Source organism: Corynebacterium sphenisci DSM 44792 (assembly GCF_001941505.1).
In the GTDB taxonomy this organism is placed as follows: Bacteria; Actinomycetota; Actinomycetes; order Mycobacteriales; family Mycobacteriaceae; genus Corynebacterium; species Corynebacterium sphenisci.
In genome coordinates, this window is sequence record NZ_CP009248.1 from 973,678 (window position 1) to 998,643 (window position 24,966).

General features: G+C 74.4%; 19 protein-coding genes. 13 read left to right on the forward strand and 6 right to left on the reverse strand.

The features are described 5' to 3' along the window. Nucleotides 1-122: 122 nt before the first annotated feature. A complete protein-coding gene (locus tag CSPHI_RS04415) occupies nucleotides 123-785 on the reverse strand; it encodes an ACT domain-containing protein (protein ID WP_075691677.1) in 663 nt (220 codons plus the stop codon). A 235-nt stretch (nucleotides 786-1,020) separates the two neighbouring features. On the opposite strand from CSPHI_RS04415, the gene gatC reads away from it, so the two are divergent. From gatC to CSPHI_RS04445, 6 genes are all read left to right on the forward strand, one after another. Continuing rightward, a complete protein-coding gene (gene gatC, locus CSPHI_RS04420; RefSeq protein ID WP_075691678.1) occupies nucleotides 1,021-1,320 on the forward strand; it encodes an Asp-tRNA(Asn)/Glu-tRNA(Gln) amidotransferase subunit GatC in 300 nt (99 codons plus the stop codon). Between the two features lie 2 nt (nucleotides 1,321-1,322). Beyond that, nucleotides 1,323-2,837, forward strand: coding sequence for an Asp-tRNA(Asn)/Glu-tRNA(Gln) amidotransferase subunit GatA (gatA, locus tag CSPHI_RS04425; RefSeq protein ID WP_075691679.1), 1,515 nt, complete (start codon nucleotides 1,323-1,325; stop codon nucleotides 2,835-2,837). A 68-nt stretch (nucleotides 2,838-2,905) separates the two neighbouring features. Then, nucleotides 2,906-4,339, forward strand: a complete 1,434-nt coding sequence (locus tag CSPHI_RS04430; RefSeq protein ID WP_075691680.1) for a DHA2 family efflux MFS transporter permease subunit — start codon at nucleotides 2,906-2,908, stop codon at nucleotides 4,337-4,339. Between the two features lie 136 nt (nucleotides 4,340-4,475). Continuing rightward, on the forward strand, nucleotides 4,476-5,507 hold the full coding sequence (locus CSPHI_RS04435) for a 6-phosphofructokinase (protein WP_075691681.1): 1,032 nt from the start codon (nucleotides 4,476-4,478) through the stop codon (nucleotides 5,505-5,507). A 184-nt stretch (nucleotides 5,508-5,691) separates the two neighbouring features. After that, a complete protein-coding gene (locus CSPHI_RS04440) occupies nucleotides 5,692-7,065 on the forward strand; it encodes a YkvI family membrane protein (protein ID WP_157118477.1) in 1,374 nt (457 codons plus the stop codon). Nucleotides 7,066-7,205: 140 nt separating this feature from the next. Then, nucleotides 7,206-8,855, forward strand: coding sequence for a YkvI family membrane protein (locus CSPHI_RS04445; RefSeq protein ID WP_075691683.1), 1,650 nt, complete (start codon nucleotides 7,206-7,208; stop codon nucleotides 8,853-8,855). A gap of 15 nt (nucleotides 8,856-8,870) precedes the next feature. Here CSPHI_RS04445 and CSPHI_RS04450 read toward each other — a convergent pair whose 3' ends face one another. Then, nucleotides 8,871-9,536 carry a flagellar basal body-associated FliL family protein gene (locus CSPHI_RS04450; RefSeq protein ID WP_075691684.1) on the reverse strand — a complete coding sequence of 222 codons (666 nt, stop codon included), beginning with the start codon at nucleotides 9,534-9,536 and terminating at the stop codon, nucleotides 8,871-8,873. A 145-nt stretch (nucleotides 9,537-9,681) separates the two neighbouring features. On the opposite strand from CSPHI_RS04450, the gene gatB reads away from it, so the two are divergent. Beyond that, a complete protein-coding gene (gene gatB, locus CSPHI_RS04455; RefSeq protein WP_075691685.1) occupies nucleotides 9,682-11,196 on the forward strand; it encodes an Asp-tRNA(Asn)/Glu-tRNA(Gln) amidotransferase subunit GatB in 1,515 nt (504 codons plus the stop codon). Between the two features lie 70 nt (nucleotides 11,197-11,266). On the opposite strand, the gene CSPHI_RS04460 is transcribed toward gatB, so the two are convergent. Further along, entirely contained in the window at nucleotides 11,267-12,334 is a 1,068-nt protein-coding gene (locus tag CSPHI_RS04460; protein WP_084210244.1) for a hypothetical protein, read from the reverse strand. A gap of 79 nt (nucleotides 12,335-12,413) precedes the next feature. Here CSPHI_RS04460 and CSPHI_RS04465 point away from each other — a divergent pair, with 79 nt between their 5' ends. Together CSPHI_RS04465 and CSPHI_RS12640 are read left to right on the forward strand one after the other, a co-directional pair. Continuing rightward, complete coding sequence (locus CSPHI_RS04465) at nucleotides 12,414-13,493, forward strand: DoxX family protein (protein WP_075691687.1); 1,080 nt, start codon at nucleotides 12,414-12,416, stop codon at nucleotides 13,491-13,493. A 137-nt stretch (nucleotides 13,494-13,630) separates the two neighbouring features. Then, nucleotides 13,631-14,521, forward strand: coding sequence for a hypothetical protein (locus CSPHI_RS12640; protein ID WP_075691688.1), 891 nt, complete (start codon nucleotides 13,631-13,633; stop codon nucleotides 14,519-14,521). Between the two features lie 79 nt (nucleotides 14,522-14,600). On the opposite strand, the gene ilvD is transcribed toward CSPHI_RS12640, so the two are convergent. From ilvD to CSPHI_RS04485, 3 genes are all read right to left on the reverse strand, one after another. Continuing rightward, on the reverse strand, nucleotides 14,601-16,445 hold the full coding sequence (gene ilvD, locus CSPHI_RS04475; protein WP_075691689.1) for a dihydroxy-acid dehydratase: 1,845 nt from the start codon (nucleotides 16,443-16,445) through the stop codon (nucleotides 14,601-14,603). A 172-nt stretch (nucleotides 16,446-16,617) separates the two neighbouring features. After that, the gene (locus CSPHI_RS04480) at nucleotides 16,618-17,196 is read right to left on the reverse strand and encodes a PH domain-containing protein (protein WP_075691690.1); all 579 of its coding nucleotides are present in this window, start codon (nucleotides 17,194-17,196) and stop codon (nucleotides 16,618-16,620) included. An 86-nt stretch (nucleotides 17,197-17,282) separates the two neighbouring features. Then, nucleotides 17,283-18,926 carry a mechanosensitive ion channel family protein gene (locus CSPHI_RS04485; RefSeq protein ID WP_075691691.1) on the reverse strand — a complete coding sequence of 548 codons (1,644 nt, stop codon included), beginning with the start codon at nucleotides 18,924-18,926 and terminating at the stop codon, nucleotides 17,283-17,285. Nucleotides 18,927-19,256: 330 nt separating this feature from the next. On the opposite strand from CSPHI_RS04485, the gene CSPHI_RS04490 reads away from it, so the two are divergent. The 4 genes from CSPHI_RS04490 to CSPHI_RS04505 all read left to right on the forward strand — a co-directional run bounded on the left by CSPHI_RS04490 (nucleotide 19,257) and on the right by CSPHI_RS04505 (nucleotide 24,899). Beyond that, a complete protein-coding gene (locus CSPHI_RS04490; RefSeq protein WP_075691692.1) occupies nucleotides 19,257-21,161 on the forward strand; it encodes an acetolactate synthase large subunit in 1,905 nt (634 codons plus the stop codon). Nucleotides 21,162-21,190: 29 nt separating this feature from the next. Beyond that, complete coding sequence (gene ilvN / locus CSPHI_RS04495; RefSeq protein ID WP_075691693.1) at nucleotides 21,191-21,697, forward strand: acetolactate synthase small subunit; 507 nt, start codon at nucleotides 21,191-21,193, stop codon at nucleotides 21,695-21,697. Between the two features lie 134 nt (nucleotides 21,698-21,831). Further along, nucleotides 21,832-22,845 (forward strand): ketol-acid reductoisomerase, encoded by a 1,014-nt coding sequence (ilvC, locus tag CSPHI_RS04500; protein ID WP_075691694.1) that lies wholly within the window; start codon nucleotides 21,832-21,834, stop codon nucleotides 22,843-22,845. Between the two features lie 197 nt (nucleotides 22,846-23,042). Then, nucleotides 23,043-24,899, forward strand: coding sequence for a hypothetical protein (locus CSPHI_RS04505; protein WP_245803349.1), 1,857 nt, complete (start codon nucleotides 23,043-23,045; stop codon nucleotides 24,897-24,899). The last annotated feature ends 67 nt before the right edge of the window (nucleotides 24,900-24,966 follow it).

Below are 24,966 nucleotides of genomic sequence, written 5' to 3' on the forward strand. Positions count from 1 at the left end.
TCGGCGAGGCGCGGTCCGGCCACGGCCCCATCCGGCGGGTGCGGCGGGGTCGCGGCCAAAGTCCCAGCATACCCGGCACCGGCGCCGATCCGCGGGTCGGGCCGCCGCGCGGCGCCGCCGGCTCAGCCCAGCACGGCGCCGATGATGTCGCCGAGCCGGCCCATGTGCTCCACCTCGGAGGGCAGGAAGTCCGGCCCGCCGGGCCGGCCCACCACCAGGGTGTAGCGCTCGCCGACCGGGGCGGCGGCCAGGGCGGAGTCCATCACCGCCCAGGAGTCCGGGATCCAGTCCTCGCCCTCGCCGTCGAGCTCCCGGGGGCTGGTCACCGGGGGTTCGGCGAGCACCCGGCCATCGTCCTCCGGGGAGGCCGCGGAGGCGGCCAGGCGCCGGGTGCCGGCCCCGTCGTGCTCCAGCACGATCGCCCAGCCGGCGGTCATGGTGCGCGGCAGGCCCTCCACGATCTCGGCCAGGGCGCGCACCGGGGCGGCCCGGTGCCGGGCCAGGTCGGCGAGCATGCGCACCTCGCCGCGGCGGTCCACGGTCCCGGAGTAGGGCCGCACCGAGTCGACCTCCACGTCCCCCATGGAGCGCGCGGCGGTGATCAGCGCATCGGGCAGCACCCCCGTGGGCAGCTCCACGACGATGTCGTCGACCACGGTGCGGTCCTCGGTGCACTCCACGACGTCGACGCTGCGGATGTCGCCCCCGATTTCGCCGAGGGCGGCCGCGAGGTAGCCCAGGGATCCGGGCACGTCGGGCAGCTGGACTCGCAGCAGGTAGCTCATGGCGGAGATCGGTTCGGCCTTTCCGGGTCGGGTCGGGTGGCTCAGCGGGCCCCGGCGGGGGAGGCGGCGGCGGCCGCCCCCCGGGCGGACCCTCCATCACGTAACGCGCATGCCCCCGGGCTTTGTTCCCGGCGCACCCCCGCCACCGCCCGCGTGGGGCGCTCCGCGCGCCGCGCGGGCCGGGCGACTACCCTGGTGCGTTGATCAACCACCCGACTTAGGAAAGGGGTCACGCGTGCCCGCCATCTCGCGCGACGAGGTATCCCACCTCGCACGACTGTCCCGCCTGGCGCTGACGGACGCCGAACTCGACGAGTTCGCCGGCCAGATCGACGGCATCATCAACCACGTCCGGCAGGTCCAGGAGGTCGCCGCCGCCGATGTCGAGCCGATGAGCCACCCCTCCTCGCTGGCCGGGGTGATGCGGGAGGACGAGGTGCGGCCCACCCTCACCGCCGAGCAGGCCCTCGACCAGGCGCCCTCGGTGCGCGAGGACCGCTTCGAGGTGCCCCGGATCCTGGGGGAGGCGGAGTGAGCATGACCGAGCCCAACCCGAATCTCGCCGCCGCCGTCGCCGCCGACCCGATCCTCGGCGCCACCGCCGCCGAACTCGCCGAGCGGATCCACTCCCGGGAGCTGACCTCCGAGGAGGTCACCCGCGCCTTCCTGGACCGGATCGCCGAGGTGGACCCGCGGCTGCACGCCTTCCTGCACGTCGGCGCCGAGGAGGCCCTGGCCGCCGCCCGGGCCGTGGACGCCGCCCTGGACGCGGGGGAGCAGCCGGCCTCCCCGCTGGCGGGGGTGCCGCTGGCCCTGAAGGACGTGTTCACCACCGTGGACGCGCCCACCACCTGCGGCTCCCGGATGCTGGAGGACTACCGCAGCCCCTACGACGCCACCGTGGTGGCCCGGCTGCGCGCCGCCGGGATCCCGATCCTGGGCAAGACCAACATGGACGAGTTCGCGATGGGCTCCTCCACGGAGAACTCCGCCTACGGGCCCACCCGCAACCCCTGGGACGCCGAGCGCACCCCCGGCGGCTCCGGCGGCGGCTCCGCGGCGGCGGTGGCCGCGGCGATGGCCCCGCTGGCGATCGGCACCGACACCGGCGGCTCCATCCGGCAGCCGGCGGCGCTGACCGCCACCGTGGGCGTCAAGCCCACCTACGGCACCGTCTCCCGGCACGGCCTGGTGGCCTGCGCCTCCTCCCTGGACCAGGGCGGGCCGACCGCGCGCACCGTGCTGGACACCGCGCTGCTGCACCAGGTGATCGCCGGCCATGACGAGCACGACTCCACCTCCACGGACCGGCCGATCGCCGACGTGGTCGCCGGGGCCCGGGCCGGCGCCGGCGGGGATCTCTCCGGGGTGCGGGTCGGCGTGGTGCGCCAGTTCGACCGCCCGGAGAGCTACCAGCCCGGGGTGCTGGACAGCTTCCACGCCGCGGTGGCGGAGCTCACCGCCGCCGGGGCGGAGGTGGTGGAGGTGGACTGCCCGCACTTCGACCACGCCCTGGCCGCCTACTACCTGATCCTGCCCTGCGAGGTCAGCTCCAACCTGGCCCGCTTCGACGGGATGCGCTACGGCCGCCGCGACGGCGACGACGGCACCCGCTCCGCGGAGGAGGTGATGGCCGCCACCCGCGCCGCCGGCTTCGGCGACGAGGTCAAGCGCCGGATCATCATCGGCACCTACGCGCTGTCCGTGGGCTACTACGACGCCTACTACATCCAGGCGCAGCGGGTGCGCACCCTCATCCAGCGCGATTTCGACCGGGCCTTCGAGCAGGTCGACGTGCTGGTCTCGCCGACCACCCCGACCACCGCGTTCCGGCTCGGCGAGAAGACCGACGATCCGCTGGGCATGTACATGTTCGACCTGTGCACGCTGCCGCTGAACCTCGCCGGCATGTGCGGCATGTCGGTGCCCTCCGGGCTGGCCGCGGACACCGGGCTGCCGGTGGGCCTGCAGATCATGGCCCCCCGGCACGCCGATGACCGGCTCTACCGGGTCGGCGCCGCCTACGAGGCCCGCCGCGGGCCGATCGGCTAGGCCCCGCCGCCCGCCGCGCCCCGCCGCCCCGATCCGGGGCGGCGGGGCGCTGGTGTAGCGTCGCCTGCGTGTCGAGGAACGCAGAACCGGGCACCGGGTACCCGCCGCCGCGGCAGGCCTGGCTGGCCCTGATCCCGCTGTGCACCGCCTTCTTCATGATCCTGCTGGATCAGACCATCGTGGCGGTGGCCACCCCGGACATCATGGCCCGGCTGGACGCCGACTACAACGCCGTGATCTGGGTGACCAGCGCCTTCCTGCTCGCCTACGCGGTGCCGCTGCTGGTGATGGGCCGGCTCGGCGACCAGCTCGGCCAGAAGCGGATCTTCCTCGCCGGGGTGGCGGTGTTCACCGTCGCCAGCCTGCTGTGCGGCCTGGCCCCGTCGATTGAGCTGCTGGTCGGCGCCCGCGCCCTGCAGGGCCTCGGCGCCTCCATGATCTCCCCGCAGTCGCTGTCCGTGATCACCCGGATCTTCCCCCCGGAGCGGCGCGGGCCGGCGATGGGCCTGTGGGGCACCGTGGCCGGCCTGGCCACGCTCACCGGCCCGATCCTCGGCGGGGTGATCGTCACCGCCCTGACCTGGCACTGGATCTTCCTGGTGAACGTGCCGGTGGGCGTGCTCTGCGTGGTGCTGGGGCTGCGGGTGATCCCGGAGCTGCCGGGGGTCTCCCGCAGCTTCGACATCCCCGGCATCGTGGTCTCCCTGCTGGCGATGACCTTCCTGGTGGTCGGGCTGCAGCAGGGCGAGTCCGCGGGCTGGGCGGGCTGGGTGTGGGCGCTGCTGGCCGGCGGGGCGGCGCTGGTGGCGGTGTTCATCCGGCTGCAGGCCCGCGCCAGCGAGCGCGGGGTGGAGGCCCTGGTGCCGCTGGGGCTCTTCCGCGACGGCGACTTCTCCCGCGGCTCCTTCTCCATCGCCGCGATGGGCTTCGCGGTGGCCTCCAACGCGCTGCCGATCATGATCTACCTGCAGCGCTTCGCGGACCGCTCCGCCCTGGCCGCGGGGCTGATGATCGCGCCGATGGCGGTGGTCTCCGGTGCGCTGGCCCCGCTGGTGGGCGCCCTCATCGGCCGGGTGCAGCCGCGGGTGCTGTCCATGTTCGGCTTCGCCATGATGATCGCCGGCCATCTGCTGATGTGGCTGGTGCTGGACCCGGCCCGCTCGGTGTGGTGGGTTCCGGCGGCCTCGGTGGTGCTCGGCTTCGGCAACGGCTTCGTGTGGGCGCCGAACTCCACGACCACGATGCTCGGCGTGCGCGGGGACGCCGTCGGCGCCGCCTCCGGGGTGTACAACACCGCCCGCCAGGTCGGCGCGGTGCTGGGCTCGGCGGCCACCGCGGCGTTCATCCAGCTGCGCGAGGCCGCCGGCGCCGGGGTGGAGGTACTCGGCCAGGTGCTGGTGATGCAGGCGGTGGTGCTCGCCCTGGGCCTGGTCGCGGTCTCCGGGTTCTCCCGCCGGCCCCGGCCGCCGCGCGGCGCGCCCGAGCGCGCCGGCGGGGCCTGAGCCCCGGCGCACGGTGTTCGCCGCCGGGCCCGGCCCGGCACCGCCGCCCGCCCCGGCGGATCCGGCCCGAACGGTCGTGACCTGGGCCTTCACCCTCGGTGGGCGCGGCCGGATCGGGCGGACTAGATTGGGGCTCATGCGTATCGCGACCCTCACCTCCGGCGGCGACTGCCCCGGGCTCAACGCCGTCATCCGTGCCATCGTCCGCACCGCCTCCTCCGAGTACGGCTCCACCGTGGTCGGCTACGAGGACGGCTGGATCGGCCTCATGGAGGATCGCCGGGTCCAGCTCTACGACGACGAGAACATCGACCGGGTGCTGCTGCGCGGCGGCACCATGCTCGGCACCGGGCGGATCCACCCGGACATCCTCACCGCCAGCCTGGACCGGATCCAGGACAACCTCGCCGACGCGGGCATCGACGCGCTGATCCCGATCGGCGGCGAGGGCACCCTCAAGGCCGGCAAATGGCTCGCGGACAACGGGGTGCCGGTGGTGGGCGTGCCGAAGACCATCGACAACGACGTCAACGGCACCGACTTCACCTTCGGCTTCGACACCGCGGTGGCGGTGGCCACCGATGCGGTGGACCGGCTGCACACCACCGCCGAATCCCATCAGCGGGTGATGATCGTGGAGGTGATGGGCCGGCACGTCGGCTGGATCGCGCTGCACGCGGGCATGGCCGGCGGGGCGCACTACATCGTGATCCCGGAGGAGCCCTTCGACATCAACGAGATCTGCAAGTCCATGGAGCGCCGCTTCCAGATGGGGGAGAAGTACGGGATCATCGTGGTCGCCGAGGGTGCGGCGCCCAAGGAGGGCACCATGGAGTTCGACGCCGGCGGGGTGGACCAGTTCGGCCACCAGACCTTCAACGGGATCGGCCAGATCATCGGCGACGAGATCAAGAACCGCACCGGCTACGACGTGCGCACCACGGTGCTCGGGCACATCCAGCGCGGCGGCACCCCCACCGCCTACGACCGGGTGCTGGCCACCCGCTACGGGGTGCACGCCGCCCGCGCGGTGCACGAGCGCGACTTCGGCACCATCGTCGCCCTGCAGGGCGAGCGGGTCACCCGGATCCCGATCGACGACGCCGTCGCCGAGCTGAAGGTGGTGCCCGAGGGCCGCTACCGCACCGCCCGCGCCCTCTTCGGCTGAGCCGCCGCGGGCCCGATCCCGGGCCGCGCGACCGGGCCGGGCGGCGCCGCCCGGGATCGGCGCTTTCCGCACCCGAAGGACCCCGGGGGCCGGGGCTGCGGTTATCCTGTGCGACGTTCACCCCGCCCCGGGGTGCGGCCCGCGCGCCGGCCTTGGGCGATACGTCCCGTCCTTTAGGAGGATCATGCTCAGGGAAGCACTCGGCATCGCCATGGCGGTGACCGGCGTCATCATCGGCGCCGGCTTCGCCTCCGGACAGGAGCTGCTCCAGTACTTCGTCGCCTTCGGCACGAAGGGGATCATCGGCGCCAGCGCCGCCGGGATCATGATGGCCCTGGCCGGCCTGGCCATGCTGCAGTACGGCAGCTACTACCGCGCCCGGGAGCACACCGCCGTGTTCGAGGGCATGACCCTGATGCCGTGGACCTCCCGGATCCTCGACGCCGCGGTGCTGGTCACCCTGTTCTCCACCGGCTTCGTCATGTTCGCCGGCGCCGGGTCCAACCTGCAGCAGCAGTTCGGGCTGCCGGTGTGGGTCGGCTCCGGGGTGATGCTGCTGCTGGTGCTCGCCGCGGGCATGCTCGACGTGGACAAGGTCAGCCGGGTGATCGGCGGGATCACCCCCTTCATCCTGGTGTTCCTGCTCATCGGCTCGCTCTACGCGATCATCGCCTACGGTTCCGAGCCGGGCCGGGACCTCTCCGTGGTGGAGGGGGTCACCCCGGCGCTGCCGGTGTGGTGGCTGTCCGCGGTGAACTACACCGGGCTGGCGCTCATCATGGGCGTGTCCATGGCGATCGTGATCGGCGGGGCGAACCTGATCCCGCGCTCGGCGGGCATCGGCGGGCTCATCGCCGGCATCCTCTTCGGCGCCTTCCTGGTCCTGGGCACCATCGCGCTGCTGCTGACCTCCGGGATCGTCGCCGGCGAGGACATGCCGATGCTGGCGCTCATCGAGTCCATCGACCCCCGGCTCGGCGTGGCGATGGCCTTCATCATCTACGGGATGATCTTCAACTCCGCGCTGGGGCTGTTCTACGCCCTGGGCAAGCGGCTCACCGCGAAGCGCCCGGAGCGCTACCGGGTGGTCTTCACCGCGGTCACCGTCGCCGGGTTCATCCTCTCCTTCGTCGGCTTCAAGACCCTGGTCGCGCACGTCTACCCGGTGCTCGGCTACTTCGGCATCGTGCTGGTGGCGATCATGGTGGTGGCCTGGTTCCGGGCCCGCGGCCGGATCTCCGCCGAATCCGACCGCCGGAACCTGCTGCGCACCCTGGTCACCCGCCGGCTGGACCCGCGGATGCGCTTCACCAAGACCGACCGCCGGCACCTGGAGCGCGCCGTGGACGCCTCCAACGTCGACGACGCCGATCTCGCCGACGCGGTGTACAGCGAGGTGGTCGAGGAGCTGCGCGCCGACGAGGAGGTGGACTTCCCCGAGTACGAGGTCGCCGAGGGCGATTCCGCGGCCGACGCGGCCGTGCAGGCCGCCGCCGACGCGGAGGTCGTCTACCCCGATTCGGAGGAGGAGGGCGAAACCGCCCCCCGCGACGCCTGAGCGCCGACTAGCCTGGCACCCGGCGCGCCCGCGGGCGCGCCGCGACCGAACGCCCGTCAACCGCCGCCCGGGCGCGGTCTTCCGGCGACCCCGGGAGCGCCGGTCCCCGGCCGGCACCGGAAGGACCCGGAACCACAGCCATGCTCAAACGCGCCATCGGGATCTCCATGTCCTTCATCGGCCTGGTCGTGGGGGCGGGCTTCGCCTCCGGCCAGGAGATGATGCAGTACTTCGTCGCCTTCGGCCTGCCCGGGATCTGGGGGGCGGCGCTGGCCGGGGCGATCATGGTGGTCGCCGGCTACGCCACCCTGCAGATGGCCAGCTACCTGCAGGCCGAGGAGCACATGGCGGTGTTCTCCCGGATCTCCCGGGGCCCGTGGACCTCCCGGATCCTGGACCTCAGCGTGATGGCCACCCTGTTCATCACCGGGTTCGTGATGCTCGCCGGGGCCGGGTCGAACCTCAACCAGCAGTTCGGGCTGCCGCTCATCGTCGGCTCGCTCATCATGCTGGGGCTCATCCTCGCCGCCGGAATGCTCGACGTGCACATCGTCAACCGGGTGATCGGCGCGATCACCCCCTTCATCATCGTGCTGCTGGTCTTCGCCGGGGCGTGGGCGCTGCTGCACAACGGGCACACCTTCGCCGAGCTGCACGACCAGTCCACCATGATCCGGGCCGGCTACCCGGGGTGGATGCAGGCGATCCTGCCGCACTGGCTGGTCGCCTCCCTCAACTACGTGGGCATGAACCTCATGGTGGGGGTGTCCATGGCGATCGTGATCGGCGGCACCAACCTCTCCCCGCGGGAGGCCGGGATCGGCGGGCTGCTCGGCGGGGTGGGCTACGGCGTGCTGGTGCTGCTGGTCTCCAGCGCCCTGTACCTGAACTCCCCGGAGCTGATGGCGGCCGATCTGCCCACCATGGAGCTGGTCACCTCGATCAACCCGGTGCTCGGCGTGGTGATGTCCCTGGTCGTCTTCGGCATGATCTTCAACACCGGGATCGGGATGTTCTACGCCCTGGGCAAGCGGCTCACCGCCGGCCGCCAGGACCGGTTCCGGGTGGTGTTCATCTCCGTGGTGCTCGCCGGGTTCGCGATCAGCTTCGTCGGCTTCAAGCAGCTCATCGCGGTGCTCTACCCGCTCATCGGCTACTTCGGGATCCTGCTGGTCATCGTGGTCATCGTCGGCTGGCTGCGGGGCCGCTCCACGATCCGGGAGGAGTCCGCCCGCCGGGAGCACATCCGGGCGCTGGCGGTGCGCCGGCTGGACCCGCGGATGCGCTTCACCAAGGGCGACGCGCGCCGGCTGCGCAAGGCCGTGGACGACTCCAACGTCGACGACCGGGCCCTGGTCGACGCGGTGTACGAGGAGGTCGTCGCCGAGCTCATCGCCGATGACGAGGTGGACTTCCCGGACCCGGAGGTGGATTCGGCGCCCTCCTACGCCCATGCCGCGGCGGAGGCCGCCGATGCGGCGACCATCGTCTACCCGGAGGACGAGGACTGGGAGGACCGGCCCGACGACGCCGACGACCACGACGGGCCGGCGGCCGAACCCGGCTGGCGGTTCACCCTGAAGACCGAGGAGGAGCTGGCCGCCGATGCCGCGGCGAGCCCCGCCGAGCGGGCCCGCCGGCGGCGGGCGGACGGCCGCCGGGCCGCGGCGGGCCGGGCCACGGCGCGCCGCCGCGCGGCGACCGGGCCCAGCCGCGGCCACCAGCCGGTGAAGGCCCGGCTGCTGCGCGAGGTCGCCGAGGACGGCGAGCCCGGGCCCGGCCGACCCTAGCGGGCCGGGCCCGGCTCACTCCCCCTCGACGAGCCCGTGCGCCGCGGCGAAGGCCCGGGCGGCGTCCTCGTCGGCATGCGGGCCGAAGCGCAGCACCGCGTCCTCACGCAGATCCCAGCTGAACCCGGTGCCCGGCTGGTAGCGCATCCGGTGCGCGCCGCCCTCGGCCTCGCCGAGGTCCACCAGATCCGCGTCCCCGCGCACCGCCTCGGCGACCCCCGGATCGGAGTACATCGCCACCAGCGGACCGTCCGCCGGCTCCCCGTCGCCGGTGTCCAGCAGCAGGCAGTTCATCGCCTCCACGGCCCCGTCCAGGCCCAGCCCCGGCGGGGTGCCGGCCTGGGCCACGCAGGCCTGCGCCACCCAGGCCCCGGCCAGCGGCTCCGGCAGCCGGTCGCGCACCGCCTCGGCGGTGAGCGGGGCGCCGTGGCCCTCCGGGCCGCCGGCGAAATGCCGCCAGCCGGCGACGCCGGCGCCGAGCACCGCCACCACCGCCAGGGCCGCGATGAGCACCCGGGGCAGGGCGCCGCCGGGTGCCGGCAGCGCGGTGGGGTCGGCGGCCGGCTCGGCCTGGCCGGCCCGCTCGGCCGGCTGCGGCGCGGCGGCGCCCTCGCCCGGCCGGTCCGGGCCGGCCGGGTCCCCGGGCCGGGCGGGCTCGTCGCGGTGGTCTCGCTCGGTCATCTGCTCTGCCTTCCGGTGCATGGGCGGTCTCGGGTGCCGCGCCGGGGTCGCGCCCGGCGGCGGCGGGTCAGGCCCCCACGATAGCCCGCGGGCGCCCCGGCGGCCCGGACGCGACCGGCCCCGCCCCGGCGGTAGGATGTCGGCCATGACCGCCGCCTACGCAGATGACCTGATGGACTACGACGAGGTCCTCGACCGCTTCGATCCCGTGATGGGGATGGAGGTGCACGTGGAGCTCGCGACGAAGACGAAGATGTTCTCCGCCTCCTCGGCGAACTTCGGGGCGGAGCCGAACTCCAACGTCGACCCCTGCTCCCTGGGCCTGCCCGGGGCGCTGCCGGTGGTCAACCGCACCGGGGTGGAGTGGGCCATCAAGATCGGGCTGGCGCTGAACTGCTCCATCGCCGAGTCCTCCCGCTTCGCGCGGAAGAACTACTTCTACCCGGACCAGCCGAAGAACTACCAGATCTCCCAGTACGACGAGCCGATCGCCTACGACGGCTACCTCGACGTGGTGCTCGACGACGGTGAGACCTGGCGGGTGGAGATCGAGCGGGCGCATATGGAGGAGGACACCGGCAAGCTCACCCACCTCGGCGGCGCCACCGGCCGGATCCACGGCGCCACCCGCTCCCTGGTGGACTGCAACCGGGCCGGGATCCCGCTGATCGAGATCGTCACCAAGCCGATCATCGGCGCCGGGGCGCGCGCCCCGGAGGTCGCCCGGGCCTACGTCACCGCGCTGCGCGACCTGGTCAAGGCCCTCGGGGTCTCCGACGCCCGGATGGACCAGGGCTCCATGCGGGTGGACTCCAACCTCTCCCTGCGCCCGGTGGGCCGGGAGGAGTTCGGCACCCGCACCGAGACGAAGAACATCAACTCCCTGAAATCCGTGGAGCAGGCGGTGCGCTACGAGATGCGCCGGCAGGCCGCGGTGCTCGCCGCCGGCGGCGAGATCCGGCAGGAGACCCGGCACTACCAGGAGGCCGACGGCTCCACCTCCGCCGGCCGGATCAAGGAGACCGCCGAGGACTACCGCTACTTCAACGACCCGGATCTGCCCCCGGTGCTCGCCCCGCGGGAGTGGGTGGAGGAGATCCGGGCCACCCTGCCGGAGCTGCCCTGGGTGCGCCGAGCCCGGATCCAGGCGGACTGGGGGCTCAAGGACGAGGAGATGCGCGACCTGGTCAACGCCGGGGCGCTGGACCTCATCATCGACACCGTGGAGGCCGGCGCCGCCCCGGACGAGGCCCGCTCCTGGTGGGTGGCCTACCTTTCCCAGAAGGCCAACGAGGCCGGGGTGGAGCTCGCCGCCCTGGACATCACCCCCGCCCAGGTCGCCCGGGTGATCGGCCTCATCGGGGAGGGCAAGCTCACCAACAAGCTGGCCCGCTCCGCGGTCGACGGGGTGCTCGCCGGGGAGGGCGAGGTCGACGAGGTGGTCGCCGCCCGCGGCCTGGAGGTGGTCCGCGATGACGGGGCGGTGACCCGCGCCGTGCAGGAGGCCCTGGACGCCAACCCGGACATCGTGGCCAAGATCAAGGACGGCAAGACGAAGGCCGGCGGCGCGATCGTCGGCCAGGTGATGAAGGCCACCCGCGGCAAGGCCGATCCCGCCCAGGTCAACAAGCTGATCGGCGAGCTGGTCGCGAAGATGTAGGCCCCGCCGGCGGCGCCTCGGCCCCGCCGCGCCCCGCCCGGGCGCGGCGGGGCCGCGGCCGTCGGCGGGCCTAGTCGGGGGCCCCGGCGGCCGAGCCGGCGTCCGGCAGCCGCACCACCCGGTCATCGGCGGCGGCCGGGCCGGCCGCGGCCAGCTCCCGGTTCGCGGTGCCCGCCCACAGCTGCGGCCCGCCGCCGGCGGGCACCGCGGCCACCGTGGCGACATGGCCGAACTCGCCCTCCACCACCGTCTCCGGGGCCCCGTCGGCCCGCCACCGCGGCGAGTGCGCCGGCCCGGGGCCGGGGGCCACGGCCACGTCCACGGACATCGGCAGGGTGAGCACCTTCTGCGCCCCCGGCACCGCCACCGCCACCAGCCCGCCGGCGACGGCGCAGCCGCCGATGCTGTCGTCGAAGTCGACCTCCGCGACCGGGATCAGCTCCGGGCCGTCCAGCTGCACCAGCTGCGGGCGGCCGTCCACCCGGGCCGCGAGCAGCGGCGGCACCCCGCGCCCGGTGAGGCAGGTGGCCACGATCTCCACCGCCGGATCCCCGGCGACCAGGTAGTTCACCGGGGCCCCGGGCGGGTCGAGGGCGCCGCGGTAGATGGCGATGGTGCCCGGCGGGGCGGCCAGTTCGCGGCGATCCACGCCGCCGCCGGGCAGCAGGGTCAGCCGCAGCACCGCGCCGCCGAGGAGCAGCACGTGCACCTGGTGGTCCTCCGCCACCTCCGGGGAGGGCAGCAGCTGGCGCACCCGGGCGCCCAGTTCGGCGACCAGCCGCGGCGGGCGATTCGGGGCGACCTCCCACAGATCCCCGGCGGCGTCGCCGGCCAGCGCCCGCCCGGGCCCGATCGGGGCCAGCGCGGTGACCGCGGGCAGGCAGGCGGCCAGGGTGATCCGGTCCCGGGCGCAGGGGTCCTCGGAGCGGTCGCCGCGGGGCGGCTGCGCGGTGGGCGCGCGGCTCAGCGCCGCATCGGGCATCGGTGCGGGGGTGGGCTCGGCCTCGCGGGCGGTGAAGGGCCCGGCATGCGGATCCGGGGCGGCGGCGCAGCCGGCGGCCAGGGCCGCGGCGGCGGCCAGCGCGGCGCACCGGGCCGCGATCGCGGCCCGGCGCCTGCCCGCGTCCCTGGTGCCCACGCCGGCCAGCATAGGAAAACCGGGCCGCCCACGGCACGGCGGCACCCGCACCGGCCCCGGGGACCCTACTGTGGAGCCTGTGAACGACAACGACGACCGGAAGCCCGACAACGCCTACGACGATCTCGGCGGCGGCCTCGACGACGATCTGGACGTGCCCGTCTACCGTCGGCTCGCCGACGATGACACCGCCCCCGAGGGGGCCGCCGGGGAGACCCTGCCGGAGGCCCCCGCCCCCGCCGGCGAGGGCGGCTCCACCGCCGCCGCGCGCCCCGAGCCGGCCGGCCCCGCGGAGCCGGGGCCCACGGAGACCGCGGAGCCCGCGGAGGCCCCGCTGGATCCCTACGCCGCCGCCGGGCGCGCCGCCCCGCGGGTGATCGAGCCCCGCTACGCCCCGGCCGAGGCGGAGGCGCCCACCGAGTACCTCGCCGCCGCCGACCCGGAGGCCACCCGGGCCGCCCCCGCGGCGGCCCCGGCGGAGCCCGCGCCCACCGAGGTGGCCGCCGCCCCGCTGCCCGCGGCGGCCGTCGCCGGCGGCGCCGGGACCGCGGTCGCCGAGCCGGCCGCGCCCGCCGAGGACGATTTCCTCGAGGAGGAGCCGGACCCGCGCCGGGGCACCCTGGACCTGGGCCTGCTGCTGCTGCGCCTCGGCGTCGGCGGGATGCTGCTGCTGCACGGGCTGACCACCTTCTTCGGCTTCGGCGGAGCCCCGGGCATCGGGGCCCTGCAGAGCTCCTTCGCCGATGCGGCGTGGAACGTGCCGGAGGTGATGGCGGTGGCGGTGCCCACCGTGGAGGTCATCGCCGGCGGCCTGCTGGTGCTCGGCCTGGCCACCCCGCTGGGCGCGGCCCTGGCCCTGGTCATCTCCGCCTTCCTCACCATGGCGGAGGTGGCGATGGGCCCCGGCGGCTGGAACATCGCCGCCGGCGAGGGCGCCGAGGCGGTGCGGCTGCAGCTGCTGCTCACCGCCGGGGCGCTGGCCCTGCAGTTCACCGGCCCGGGCCGGTACGGCCTGGACGCCACCCGCGGCTGGGCCCGGCGCCCGCTGGCCAGCTCCTGGATCTTCTGCCTGATCGCGATCGCCGCGGCGGTGGCGCTGTGGTGGCTCGTCACCGGCACCCTGCCCTTCGTCGGCTCCACCACCGTCGACGTCGGCTGAGCCGGTCCCGCGGCGGCCGCCGCGGGCGCCCGCCGGGGGAGTCCCCCGGCGGGTTTCGGCGATCCTGGCCTTCCGCGCGCGGGTCCGCTGTGGCAGGATGGTCGGGTCCACCGGCCCGTCGACCCCCGAGGAACCCCATGCGCCCGCAGCGCAGCCGACCGATCCGCCGCCGCCTGGCCGCGCTCGCCCTGGCCGCGGCCGCCGTCTTCGGCCCCGCCCTGGGCGCCCCGGCGGCCGCCTCCGCCTCCGCCATGGTGCCGCTGCCCGCGCTGGACGCCGCCGGCAACCTGCAGGCGCCGCCGCGGACCCAGATCTCCATCATCTACACCCCGCTGGGCATCCGGCTGGGCACCGCCAACCAGCACGAGTCCCGACCGGGGCTTTCCATGGTGAAACTTCTCATCGGCCAATACGTGGTGGAGCAGGGCAGCCCCGCGGAGATCCCGGAGGTCACCCGCATGATCCGGGCCTCCGATGACGCGGTGGCCACCCGGCTCTACCGGCGCCACCCGGAGTCCATCGCCGCGATCGCCGCCCGGTACCGGCTCGGCGACACCGTCGCCGGCGCCCGCTGGGGCGCCTCCCGGACCTCCGCCTACGACATGGCCACCTTCCTCGACGCCCTGGAGCGCCGCGACCCCACCGGGCCGGTGCTCACCGCGATGCGGCACGCCGAGGCGATCGCCGCCGACGGCTACCCGCAGAACTTCGGCACCGCCACCCTGCCCGGGGTCACCGGCACCAAGTTCGGCTGGTCCGATGACCGGGTGTCCTGCCACGCCAGCGCCTCCATCGGGACCGGTTTCGTGGTCGGCGCGGCGACCTGGGGCACCGCGGCCACGCACACCGCCGACGTGCGCGCCGCCTTCCCCGGCGGGGCGGATGCGGTGCGCGGGCTGCCCGGGGCGATCGCCGCCGGCTCCGACGGGGCCGGCCCGGGGCTGCCGCGGCCGCCCGCCGCCCCCGGGATCCCGGCGATGCCCGGGATCCCGGGGATCCCCGGGGCGCCGGCGGCGGCCCGCCGCTGAGCCCGGCGCATCCCGGATCGCCGACGCCGCCGGGCCCCGGATGCGGGGCGCCGGCGGCGTCGGCCGTGCGGGGGGCGGGTCAGTCCACCACGCGCACGGCGCCCTTGTCGGCGCTGGCGGCCATCTTGGCGTAGGCGCGCAGCGCCTTGGACACCTTCCGCGGCCGCTCGGTGTGCGGGGTGAAGGGGTGCTCCCGGGCGAGCTCCTCCTCGCGGCGGCGGGCCAGCTCCTCCTCGGGCACCCGGATCTCCAGGCGGCGCTCGCCGACGTCGATGTACACCGGATCGCCGTCGCGGACCAGGCCGATCGCGCCGCCGTGCGCGGCCTCGGGGGAGACGTGCCCGATGGACAGTCCCGAGGAGCCGCCGGAGAAGCGGCCGTCGGTGACCAGGGCGCAGACCTTGCCCAGGCCGGAGCCCTTGATGAAGGCGGTGGGGTGCAGCATCTCCTGCATCCCGGGCCCGCCGGAGGGGCCCTCGTAGAGCACGAAGAGCACCTCCCCGGGCTGCAGCCGCTTCTTCAGGATGGCGGTCACCGCCTGCTCCTGGCTCTCCACCACCCGGGCCGGGCCCTCGAAGTGGAACTGCTCCTCGCTGATCCCGGCGGTCTTCAGGATGGCGCCGTTCTCGGCGATGTTGCCCTTGAGCACGCACAGCCCGCCCTCGGCGGTGTAGGCGTGCTCGACATCGCGGATGCAGCCCTCCGCGGCGTCGCGGTCCAGGCTCTCCCAGCGGTTCTCCGTGGAGAAGGGCTCGGTGGTGCGCACCCCGCCGGGGGCGGCGTGGAAGAGCTCCACGGCCTCGGCGGTGGCCTCCCCGCCGCGGATGTCCCAGTCGGCGAGGTGCCGGGCCAGGGTGGGGGAGTGCACCGAGTGCACGCCGGTCTCCAGCAGCCCGGCCCGGTTCAGCTCGCCGAGGATGGCCGGGATCCCGCCGGCGCGGTGCACGTGCTCCATGTAGTAGTGCGAGTTCGGCGCCACCTTGGACAGGCAGGGCACCCGGCGGGAGATCGCGTCGATGTCGTCGAGGTCGAAGTCCACCTCGCCCTCCTGGGCGGCGGCGAGGATGTGCAGCACCGTGTTGGTGGAGCCGCCCATGGCCACGTCCAGGGTCATCGCGTTGATGAAGGCCTCCCGGCAGGCGATGGACCGGGGCAGCACCGAGTCGTCGCCCTCGTGGTAGTGCCGCCTGGCCAGGTCCACGATGAGCCGGCCGGCCCGGGTGAACAGGTCCCGGCGGGCGTGGTGGGTGGCCAGGGTGGAGCCGTTGCCGGGCAGGGACAGGCCCAGGGCCTCGGTGAGGCAGTTCATCGAGTTGGCGGTGAACATGCCGGAGCAGGAGCCGCAGGTGGGGCAGGCGGAGCGCTCGATGACGTCGAGCTGCTCGGTGCTGACCTGGTCGTTCGCGGAGGCGGAGATGGCGTCGACGAGATCGGAGCCGGGCATCACCACGTCGCCGACCACGATGGACTCGCCGGACTCCATCGGGCCGCCGGAGACGAACACCGCGGGGATGTTCAGCCGCAGCGCGGCGTTGAGCATGCCCGGGGTGATCTTGTCGCAGTTGGAGATGCACACCAGGGCGTCCGCGGTGTGCGCGTTGACCATGTACTCCACGCTGTCGGCGATGATCTCGCGGGAGGGCAGGGAGTAGAGCATCCCGTCATGGCCCATCGCGATGCCGTCGTCGACGGCGATGGTGTTGAACTCGCGGGCCACGCCCCCGGCGGCCTCGACGGCCTCGGCGACGATGTCGCCGACGTTCTTGAGGTGCACGTGGCCGGGGACGAACTGGGTGTAGGAGTTCGCGATGGCGATGATCGGCTTGCCGAAGTCGGATTCGGTCATGCCGGTCGCCCGCCACAGGGCTCGGGCGCCGGCGGCGTTGCGGCCGGAGGTGGTGACCTTGGAGCGGAGGGGGATCATGGGCGTTCTTCCGTAGCTGGGTCGGAGTCGGTACCGCGGCGGCGGCGTGGGTGGGCGCCGCCGGCGCTTCCGGACGATGATAGCCGGTGTCCCACGCTGCGGGCGAACCGTCCCATCCTGTGGGATGGATCGTGGGATCGGCCGGCCCCGGCGCCGCGGCCGCGGCGCCGGGCTATTCCCCGGCGCGGGGGCGCTCGGTGGGCTTGACCTCGAAGGTGGGCAGCTTGCGCTCGGCGACCTCGCTGCGATCCCGCAGCACCGAGTAGCCGTCCCGGTGGTGCACCTCGACCTGCTCGTCCTTGGCGGCCAGCCCCGAGCTCAGCACATCCGGGATCCGGCCGCCGGAGGCCTCGGCCAGGGCGGGCAGCGAGTTGAAGCTGATCGCCGGCAGCGCGAAGCGCTCCGCGCGGTTGGCGTCCTCGCCCTCGGCGGAGACCGCGAAGGCCCGGCCGGTCCTGCCGAAGAGCACCCCGCGGAAGCGCGACCACGGCAGCGAGCGCCGCCGGCCGAGGAGGTAGACCGCGGTGATCCCCCGATCGCTGACCGTGGTGCGCGCCCGGTGGATCCAGGCGGCGTAGACGATCGGCGGAATCGGGGTCCAGGCGAAGAACCGCGGTTCGAAGCCCAGGGCGATGAAGGCCATCAGGGCGAGGAAGGCGACCCCCAGGTAGTGGGTCTTCTGCGGGCGGAACCTGGTCACGGGGAGGGTTCCGCCGTCCGCGGCCGGCACGGCGGGTTCATCGGAGCTCATGCGGGCCATGCTAACCCGCGCCCGCCCCGCCGCCCGATTCGGCCCGGCGCGGCCGGGGGAGGCCCCGGGGCGGGGCCGGGTGCGGCTCAGCCCCGGGCCCGGGCCGCCCGGGTCACCCCGGGCGCCCCGTCCATCCCGTCGGCGTCCGCGGCGTCCCCGCCGCCGGCCGCGCCGGTGGACCCGGAGCCGCCGTCGCCGGCGTCCCCGCCGGCATCGGAGTCGCCGCCCCCGGCACCGCCGCCGGAGTCGGAGTCGGACCCGCCGGCGCCGGAGTCGCCGGCGCCGCCGGCCGGGGGCCGCCCCGCGTCGCCGCCGTCGGGTCGGGTGCCCGGGGTGCGGACGCCGCCGTCGCGATCGCCGCGGTCGTCCCCGCGCTCCCCGCGATCCCGGAGATCGCCGGAATCCCGGGTGCCCCGGCCATCGGCGCCCTCGCGGCCGGCGCCGCGCTCGCCGGCGGGCGCGCCGGCGTCCTCGCCGTCGCCGTCGCCGGCGTCGCGCTCGCCGGTGAACCGGCTCGGCGCCAGCCAGCCGGAGGGGGTGTCCTCGCCCTCGCCGGGCTCGATGGTGGCCAGGTTGAGCAGCCCGAGCAGCAGCAGGGTGACGATCATGACCACGGTGGAGGGCCGGGCCCGGCCCCCGGCGGAGAGCAGCTCGCGCAGCCGGGCCCGCCGCCCGGCGGGCCGGGCCGCCGGGGCCAGCAGCTCGGTGTCCGCGGCATCGGTCGGGTCCGCGGCGGCGGGGGCCTCCGGATGCGGCCGGTCACCGTCGCCGGCCGGATCATCGGCGCGGGCGGCGTCGACCTCCGCCGCGGTGGGGATCGCGCCCTCCCCGCCGGCGGCCGCGGCCGCGGGGGCCCCGGCGGAGCCGGCGAAGGGGGCGACCGGGCCCTCGGCGCGCTCGCCGTAGGCCTCCCACCAGGTGTCCAGCACCGCGGCGCGCACCGCGCGCTCCACCACCCACTGATCCCCCGGATCGGATTCCACGACGATGCGCATGCTCACCGTCCAGGGCTGGCCCATCGCCGCCGGCGGGGCCAGATCCGTGGAGGACTGGATGCGCACCTCGCTGCGCACGTGCTCGCGCACCCCCTCGGCGTCCGCGGCGCGCTGCGCCGCGGCCAGGGTGCGCCGCTCGATCTCCGAGACGGACCGGCCGGCGGTCACCGGCACCGGCACCTCCACCACCGCCCGGGACCACCGGGAGGAGTAGTTCACCGCCATCCGGGCCTCCCCGTTGGGCACGATGATCTCCTCCCCGTTGAGGGTGCGGATGGTGGTCGCCCGCAGGGTCAGGTTCACCACGTCGCCCTGCACGGTGCCGGAGGGGGAGTGGAAGGCCACCCAGTCGCCGACGCCGAACTGGCGCTCCAGGATGATGAACACCCCGCCGAGCAGATCCCCGACCAGCCCCTGGGCGCCGAAGCCGAGGGCGGCGGAGACGATCGTGGCGGGCACCACCGCCGCGCCGAGGTTCACGCCCAGCTTCGCCAGCAGGGTGAGCCCGAAGACGAAGTAGGCGACCATCTCCAGGACGTAGACCACGGCCCCGATGAGGGCCATCCGGCCCTTGGTCTCCTCCTGGCCCTCGACCATGTTGCGCTCCGAGATCGCCAGGATGAACCGGCGGATCCGGGGGATCAGCAGCAGCACGATGACCAGGGCGGCGATGGTCAGCCCGGGATCGGCCAACCAGGTGAGCATCCGGCGCAGCAGATAGAACGCGAACTCCATGGGGGCCACCGTAGGCGCCTTCGGCCGCCGGCGCCGCCGGCGGGCCCGGCCGGCCCCGGCCCCCCGGACGGGTGAGCGGAATACGGTGTTCATTGAGTGGGATTGACTGTCCACTATGTGGACGCTATGGTCTGGGGCATGCAGCGAAACCGACTTTCCGTAGCCGCCGGCGCCGGCCGATAGCGGCTCGACCAGTCGCACCCGCTGGCGCCCCCGCACAGTCCCGCTGTGCCCGGGGGCGTTTTCCGTGGCCCAGGCCACGGGCGGCGCCGGACCGGCCGGACGGCCCGCAGCACCCCACCCCACCGAAAACCCGAGGAGCGCACCGACGTGAACGCCGCCCCCAACACCAGCCCAACGCCCGCCACCGTGGCCGGGAGGACCCGGCGCAGCACCCCCGAGCGCATGTCCGGGGCCAAGGCCATCGTGCGCAGCCTCGAGGAGCTCGGCGCCGACGTCGTCTTCGGCATCCCCGGCGGCGCCATCCTGCCCCTCTACGACCCCCTCTACGACTCCGAGAAGGTCCGCCACGTGCTGGTCCGCCATGAGCAGGGCGCCGGCCACGCCGCCACCGGCTACGCCCAGGTCTCCGGCAAGGTCGGCGTGTGCATCGCCACCTCCGGGCCGGGGGCGACCAACCTGGTCACCCCGCTGGCGGACGCGAACATGGACTCCGTGCCGGTGGTCGCGATCACCGGCCAGGTGGGCCGGCCGCTGCTCGGCTCGGACGCCTTCCAGGAGGCCGACATCCGCGGGGTGACCCTGCCGGTGACCAAGCACAACTTCATGGTCACCCGCGCCGAGGACATCCCGCGCACCATCGCCGAGGCCTTCCACCTGGCCGCCACCGGCCGCCCCGGGGCGGTGCTGGTGGACGTGCCCAAGGATCTGCAGAACACCGAGATCGACTTCTCCTGGCCGCCCCGGATCGACCTGCCCGGGTACCGCCCGGTGACCACCCCCTACTTCCGCCAGATCGAGGAGGCGGCGCGCATGATCGCCGCCGCCGAGCGCCCGGTGCTCTACATCGGCGGCGGGGTGCTCAAGGCCGAGGCCTGCGCCGAGCTGCTCGCCTTCGCCGAGCACACCGGGATCCCGGTGGTGACCACCCTGATGGCCCGCGGCGCCTTCCCCGACGCGCACCGGCTGCACATGGGCATGCCCGGGATGCACGGCAAGGTCTCCGCGGTCGCCGCGATGCAGAAGTCCGATCTGCTGATCACCATCGGCGCCCGCTTCGACGACCGGGTCACCGGCCAGCTGGAGACCTTCGCCCCCGAGGCGAAGGTGATCCACGCCGATATCGACCCCGCCGAGATCGGCAAGATCCGGCACGCCGACGTGCCCATCGTCGGCGACGCCCGCGAGGTGCTCGCCGCGCTGCTGAAGACCTACCGGGACCTGGACCTGCCCGCCCCGCGGACGGCGGACTGGTACGCCGAGCTCGACGGGCTGCGGGAGCGCTTCCCGCTGGGCTGGGAGGAGCAGTCCGACGGCTCCCTGTCGCCCCAGTTCGTGCTGAAGACCCTCTCCGACATCGTCGGCCCGGAGGCGATCTACGCCGCCGGCGTGGGCCAGCACCAGATGTGGGCCGCCCAGTTCATCCAGTACGAGAACCCGCGCACCTGGCTGAACTCCGGGGGCCTGGGCACCATGGGCTACGCCATCCCGGCGGCGATGGGCGCCAAGGCCGCCGCCCCGGACGCCGAGGTGTGGGCCATCGACGGCGACGGCTGCTTCCAGATGACCAACCAGGAGCTCACCACCGCCGCGGTGGAGGGCTTCCCGATCAAGGTGGCCCTGATCAACAACGGCAACCTGGGCATGGTCCGGCAGTGGCAGACCCTGTTCTACGGGGAGCGCTACTCCAACACCAAGCTGCGCCCGGCCGACGACTCCTACGTCCCGGACTTCGTGCGGCTCGCCGAGGGCCTGGGCTGCGTGGCGATGCGGGTCACCCGCGCCGAGGACGTCGCCGGCGCCATCGAGCGGGCCCGCGGGATCAACGACCGCCCGGTGGTCATCGACTTCATCGTCGGCGAGGACGCCCAGGTGTGGCCGATGGTCGCCGCCGGCAAGTCCAATGACGAGATCGAGTCCGCCCGCGGGCTGCGCCCCCTCTTCGACGACGAGATGAGCGCCGGGGAGCCGCCGGCGGACATCAACGAGACCATCGCCGACCGCGGCGAGGACGCCGCCCTCGACGCCGATCACCCGACCATCCAGGGCCGCTGAGCAGCGCCCCGAGAGGAAAGCCGACAACCATGGCCGAACTGCACACCCTGTCCGTGCTGACCCTCGACGAGCCGGGCATCCTGGTCCGCATCGCCGGGATGTTCACCCGCCGGGGCTTCAGCATCCAGTCCATCACCTCCGGGCAGACCGAGGTCGACGGGGTCAACCGGATCACCCTCGTCGTGGAGACCGAGGATCTCCCCATCGAGCAGATCACCAAGCAGCTCAACAAGCTGGTGCCGGTGATCAAGGTGGTGCGCAAACCCGCCGACAAGCTGGTCTCCCGCGCCCTGCTCATGGTCAAGGTCAGCGCCGACAACGACAACCGGCCGCAGGTGGTCGCCGCCGCGGAGCTGTTCCGGGCCCGCGTCGTCGACGTCTGCCCCGAGTCGGTGGTCATCGAGGCCACCGGGCAGCCCTCCAAGCTGCGCGCCATGCTGGAGGTGCTGGAGCCCTTCGGCATCCGCGAGCTGGTCCAGTCCGGCGTCGTCGCGGTGGCCCGCGGGCCCCGGCCGATGCTCACCGACCGCGGCTGAGCCGACCCGCCCCGGCGGCCGCCCGCGCCGCGCGCGGCCGCCGGGGCCCGGCGCGCCCGGCTAGACTGGCCGGCGCGCCGGGTTCCCCGAACCCGACAACCCGACGTTTCCCCCCGAAAGGCGAACACAAGCACATGGCTATTGAAGTTTTCTACGACGACGACGCCGATCTGTCGATCATCCAGGGCCGCAAGGTCGCGATCCTGGGCTACGGCTCGCAGGGCCACGCGCATGCGCAGAACCTGCGCGACTCCGGCGTGGAGGTCGTCATCGGCCTGCGCGAGGGCTCCAAGTCCGCGGCCAAGGCCGAGGAGGCCGGTTTCGCGGTGAAGTCCAACGCCGAGGCCGCCGCCTGGGCCGACGTGATCATGCTGCTGGTGCCCGACACCACCCAGGCGAAGGTCTACGCCGAGGACATCGCGCCCAACCTCGACGAGGGCGACGCGCTGTTCTTCGGCCATGGCCTGAACATCCACTTCGACCTGATCCAGCCCGCCGGCAACATCACCGTGGGCATGGTCGCCCCGAAGGGCCCCGGCCACCTGGTGCGCCGCCAGTTCGCCGACGGCAAGGGCGTGCCCTGCCTCATCGCCGTGGACCAGGACCCCAAGGGCGAGGGCCGCGAGCTGGCCCTGTCCTACGCCGCCGCGATCGGCGGCGCCCGGGCCGGGGTCATCCCGACCACCTTCGAGGCGGAGACCGTCACCGACCTCTTCGGCGAGCAGGCCGTGCTCTGCGGCGGCACCGAGGAGCTGGTGAAGACCGGCTTCGAGGTCCTCGTCGAGGCCGGCTACGAGCCGGAGATGGCCTACTTCGAGTGCCTGCACGAGCTGAAGCTGATCGTGGACCTGATGTTCGAGGGCGGGATCGGCAACATGAACTACTCGGTGTCCGACACCGCCGAGTTCGGCGGCTACCTCTCCGGGCCCCGGGTCATCGACGCCGACACCAAGCAGCGGATGCGCGAGATCCTCTCCGACATCCAGGACGGCACCTTCACCAAGCGGCTCATCGCCAACGTGGAGGGCGGCAACAAGGAGCTGGAGGAGCTGCGCGCCTCCTACAACTCCCACCAGATCGAGGAGACCGGCGCCAAGCTGCGCGATCTGATGTCCTGGGTGAAGAACCCGCTGGACGCCACCGCCTAAACCGCGCCCCCGCCACGGCCCCGCGCCGACCCGCCGCCCGGGTCGGCGTGGGGCCGTCGCCGTCGCCGGCGGCGCCGGTGCGGGCGACGCCGCGGGTGAATGGGCCTCATGTTTCCGGCGGGGCGGGCGGCGCCGCGGGGTGAGCCTCGGATACGCTGGTCGGGAACATCGTCCTCCACCCGAAAGGCAGACCCGACGTGATCCGGTCCCCCCACCGCCCGTCGCCGTGGCGCCGCCCCCTGGCGCTGTTCGCCGGCCTCTCCCTCGCCGCGGGGCTCGTCGCCTGCGGCGGCCCCGACGACGAGGGCCTGACCCGCACGAAGACCCCCGACGCCCCGGTGGCCGCGGCCACCGAACTCGACGCCAGCGAAACCCTGCTGGACTCCGCCGAGCTGGTCGTGGTCTCCGCGATGGGCCCCGAGGTCGAGCGGCGCGCGGCCGCGCTGGCGGTGGCCGCCGGGGCGCCGATGCTCACCCTGCGCACCGACGCCGACCGCCGGCATATGGAGCAGGTGCGCGAGGAGGGCGGCCGGCTGTGGGAGATCGACGACGTCGCCGAGGCCCGCGCGCTCGCCGCCGACCAGTCCTACTGGGGCCGGGAGGCCACCGGCTCCGACGCGGCGGAGATCGCCGCCGAACTCGACCGGCTCGACGCCGGGCACGTGGTCACCGTCGGCGCGGTGGACCTCGGCGCCGGCGCCGAGGGCCGCACCGTGGTCGCCGACCCCGGCGACGCCGAGGGCTTCGCCGAGCTCACCGGGGTCGAGCCCGCCGAGCCGGAGGAGGAGCGCAACCCCGCCCGGGCGATCGCCGAACTCGACCGGAAGCACCCCACCGCCCCCGGGATCGACCCGGAACCGGCCGCGCCGGAGCAGGCCGCCGAGGACCCGATCCCGCCGGCCGGGGACGAGGAGGCCGAGGCCGCGGACGCCGAGGAGGCGGAGGCGGCCGGGCAGGCCACGGCGGCCGAGGCGGAGCGCGCCCGGCGCACCATCGCCGAACTGCCGGAGATGTCCGGCCACGGCGACCCGGACGCGGTGGTGCTCGCCGGCCCGGACGCGCCCCTGGGCGCCATCGCCACCGCCCGCGCGGTGGGCCACGAGGTGCTCTGGCTGCCCGCCGGCGACCCCCGGGCCACCGACGCCTCGGTGTCCGCGGTGCGCGAGGGCCGCTCCGTGATCGCCCTGGGCGCCTCCTTCGGCGACGCCGACCACCTGGCGCGGCTCACCGAGCTCGCCGCCGACGAGGAGGTCGAGGAGCTCGGCCTGGCCGGCGGCGGGCAGCTGCTGCTGCCCGGCCGGCGGATGGTCGCCGTCTACGGCCACCCCGGGGTGCCCGCGATGGGCGTGATGGGGGAGGAGACCCCCGCCGAGGCGGTCAAGGACGCCAAGACCCGGGCGCAGGCCTTCGCCGAGCACGTCGAGGAGCCGGTGGTGCCCATGTTCGAGATCATCGCCTCGGTGGCGCAGCCGGTGCCCGGGGAGGACGGCACCTTCTCGGTGCCCGCCCCGGTGAGCGAGCTGGAGCCCTACGTCGACGCGATCACCGAGGCCGGCGGCTACGCGGTGCTCGACCTGCAGCCCGGCAACGCCCGCTTCCTGGACCAGGCGAAGTTCTACGAGGAGCTGCTCGCCCGGCCCAACGTGGGCCTGGCCCTGGACGCGGAGTGGAAGATGGAGCCCGGCCAGGTGCCCGCCACCGAGGTCGGCCACGTCGAGGCCGAGGAGGTCAACGAGGTCGCCGACTGGCTGGCCTCGTTCACCCGGGAGCGCGGGCTGCCGCAGAAGATGCTCATGCTGCACCAGTTCCAGCTGCAGATGATCCGCGACCGCGAGGAGGTGCGCACCGACCACCCGGAGCTGGCGCTGGTGCTGCACGCCGACGGCCACGGCACCCCGGGGCAGAAGTTCGACACCTGGAACGTGATGAAGCAGGACCTGCAGCCGGAGATCTTCCTGGCCTGGAAGAACTTCATCGACGAGGACCAGCCGATGTTCGATCCCGCGCAGACCGCGGCCATCGAGCCCACCCCCTGGGTGGTCACCTACCAGTGACCCGCCCCCCGCGGGCGCCCGCCCGCGGGCGACCCCCGCCGGCCGCGCACCCGGGCCCGCCCCGGGC

Bases quoted from the DNA above. Each gene is read 5' to 3' on its own strand.
- CSPHI_RS04415 (WP_075691677.1), bottom strand. From the start codon at position 785: ATGAGCTACCTGCTGCGAGTCCAGCTGCCCGACGTGCCCGGATCCCTG.
- gatA (WP_075691679.1), top strand. From the start codon at position 1,323: ATGACCGAGCCCAACCCGAATCTCGCCGCCGCCGTCGCCGCCGACCCG.
- CSPHI_RS04435 (WP_075691681.1), top strand. From the start codon at position 4,476: ATGCGTATCGCGACCCTCACCTCCGGCGGCGACTGCCCCGGGCTCAAC.
- CSPHI_RS04440 (WP_157118477.1), top strand. From the start codon at position 5,692: ATGCTCAGGGAAGCACTCGGCATCGCCATGGCGGTGACCGGCGTCATC.
- CSPHI_RS04445 (WP_075691683.1), top strand. From the start codon at position 7,206: ATGCTCAAACGCGCCATCGGGATCTCCATGTCCTTCATCGGCCTGGTC.
- CSPHI_RS04450 (WP_075691684.1), bottom strand. From the start codon at position 9,536: ATGACCGAGCGAGACCACCGCGACGAGCCCGCCCGGCCCGGGGACCCG.
- gatB (WP_075691685.1), top strand. From the start codon at position 9,682: ATGACCGCCGCCTACGCAGATGACCTGATGGACTACGACGAGGTCCTC.
- CSPHI_RS12640 (WP_075691688.1), top strand. From the start codon at position 13,631: ATGCGCCCGCAGCGCAGCCGACCGATCCGCCGCCGCCTGGCCGCGCTC.
- ilvD (WP_075691689.1), bottom strand. From the start codon at position 16,445: ATGATCCCCCTCCGCTCCAAGGTCACCACCTCCGGCCGCAACGCCGCC.
- CSPHI_RS04480 (WP_075691690.1), bottom strand. From the start codon at position 17,196: ATGAGCTCCGATGAACCCGCCGTGCCGGCCGCGGACGGCGGAACCCTC.
- CSPHI_RS04485 (WP_075691691.1), bottom strand. From the start codon at position 18,926: ATGGAGTTCGCGTTCTATCTGCTGCGCCGGATGCTCACCTGGTTGGCC.
- ilvN (WP_075691693.1), top strand. From the start codon at position 21,191: ATGGCCGAACTGCACACCCTGTCCGTGCTGACCCTCGACGAGCCGGGC.
- ilvC (WP_075691694.1), top strand. From the start codon at position 21,832: ATGGCTATTGAAGTTTTCTACGACGACGACGCCGATCTGTCGATCATC.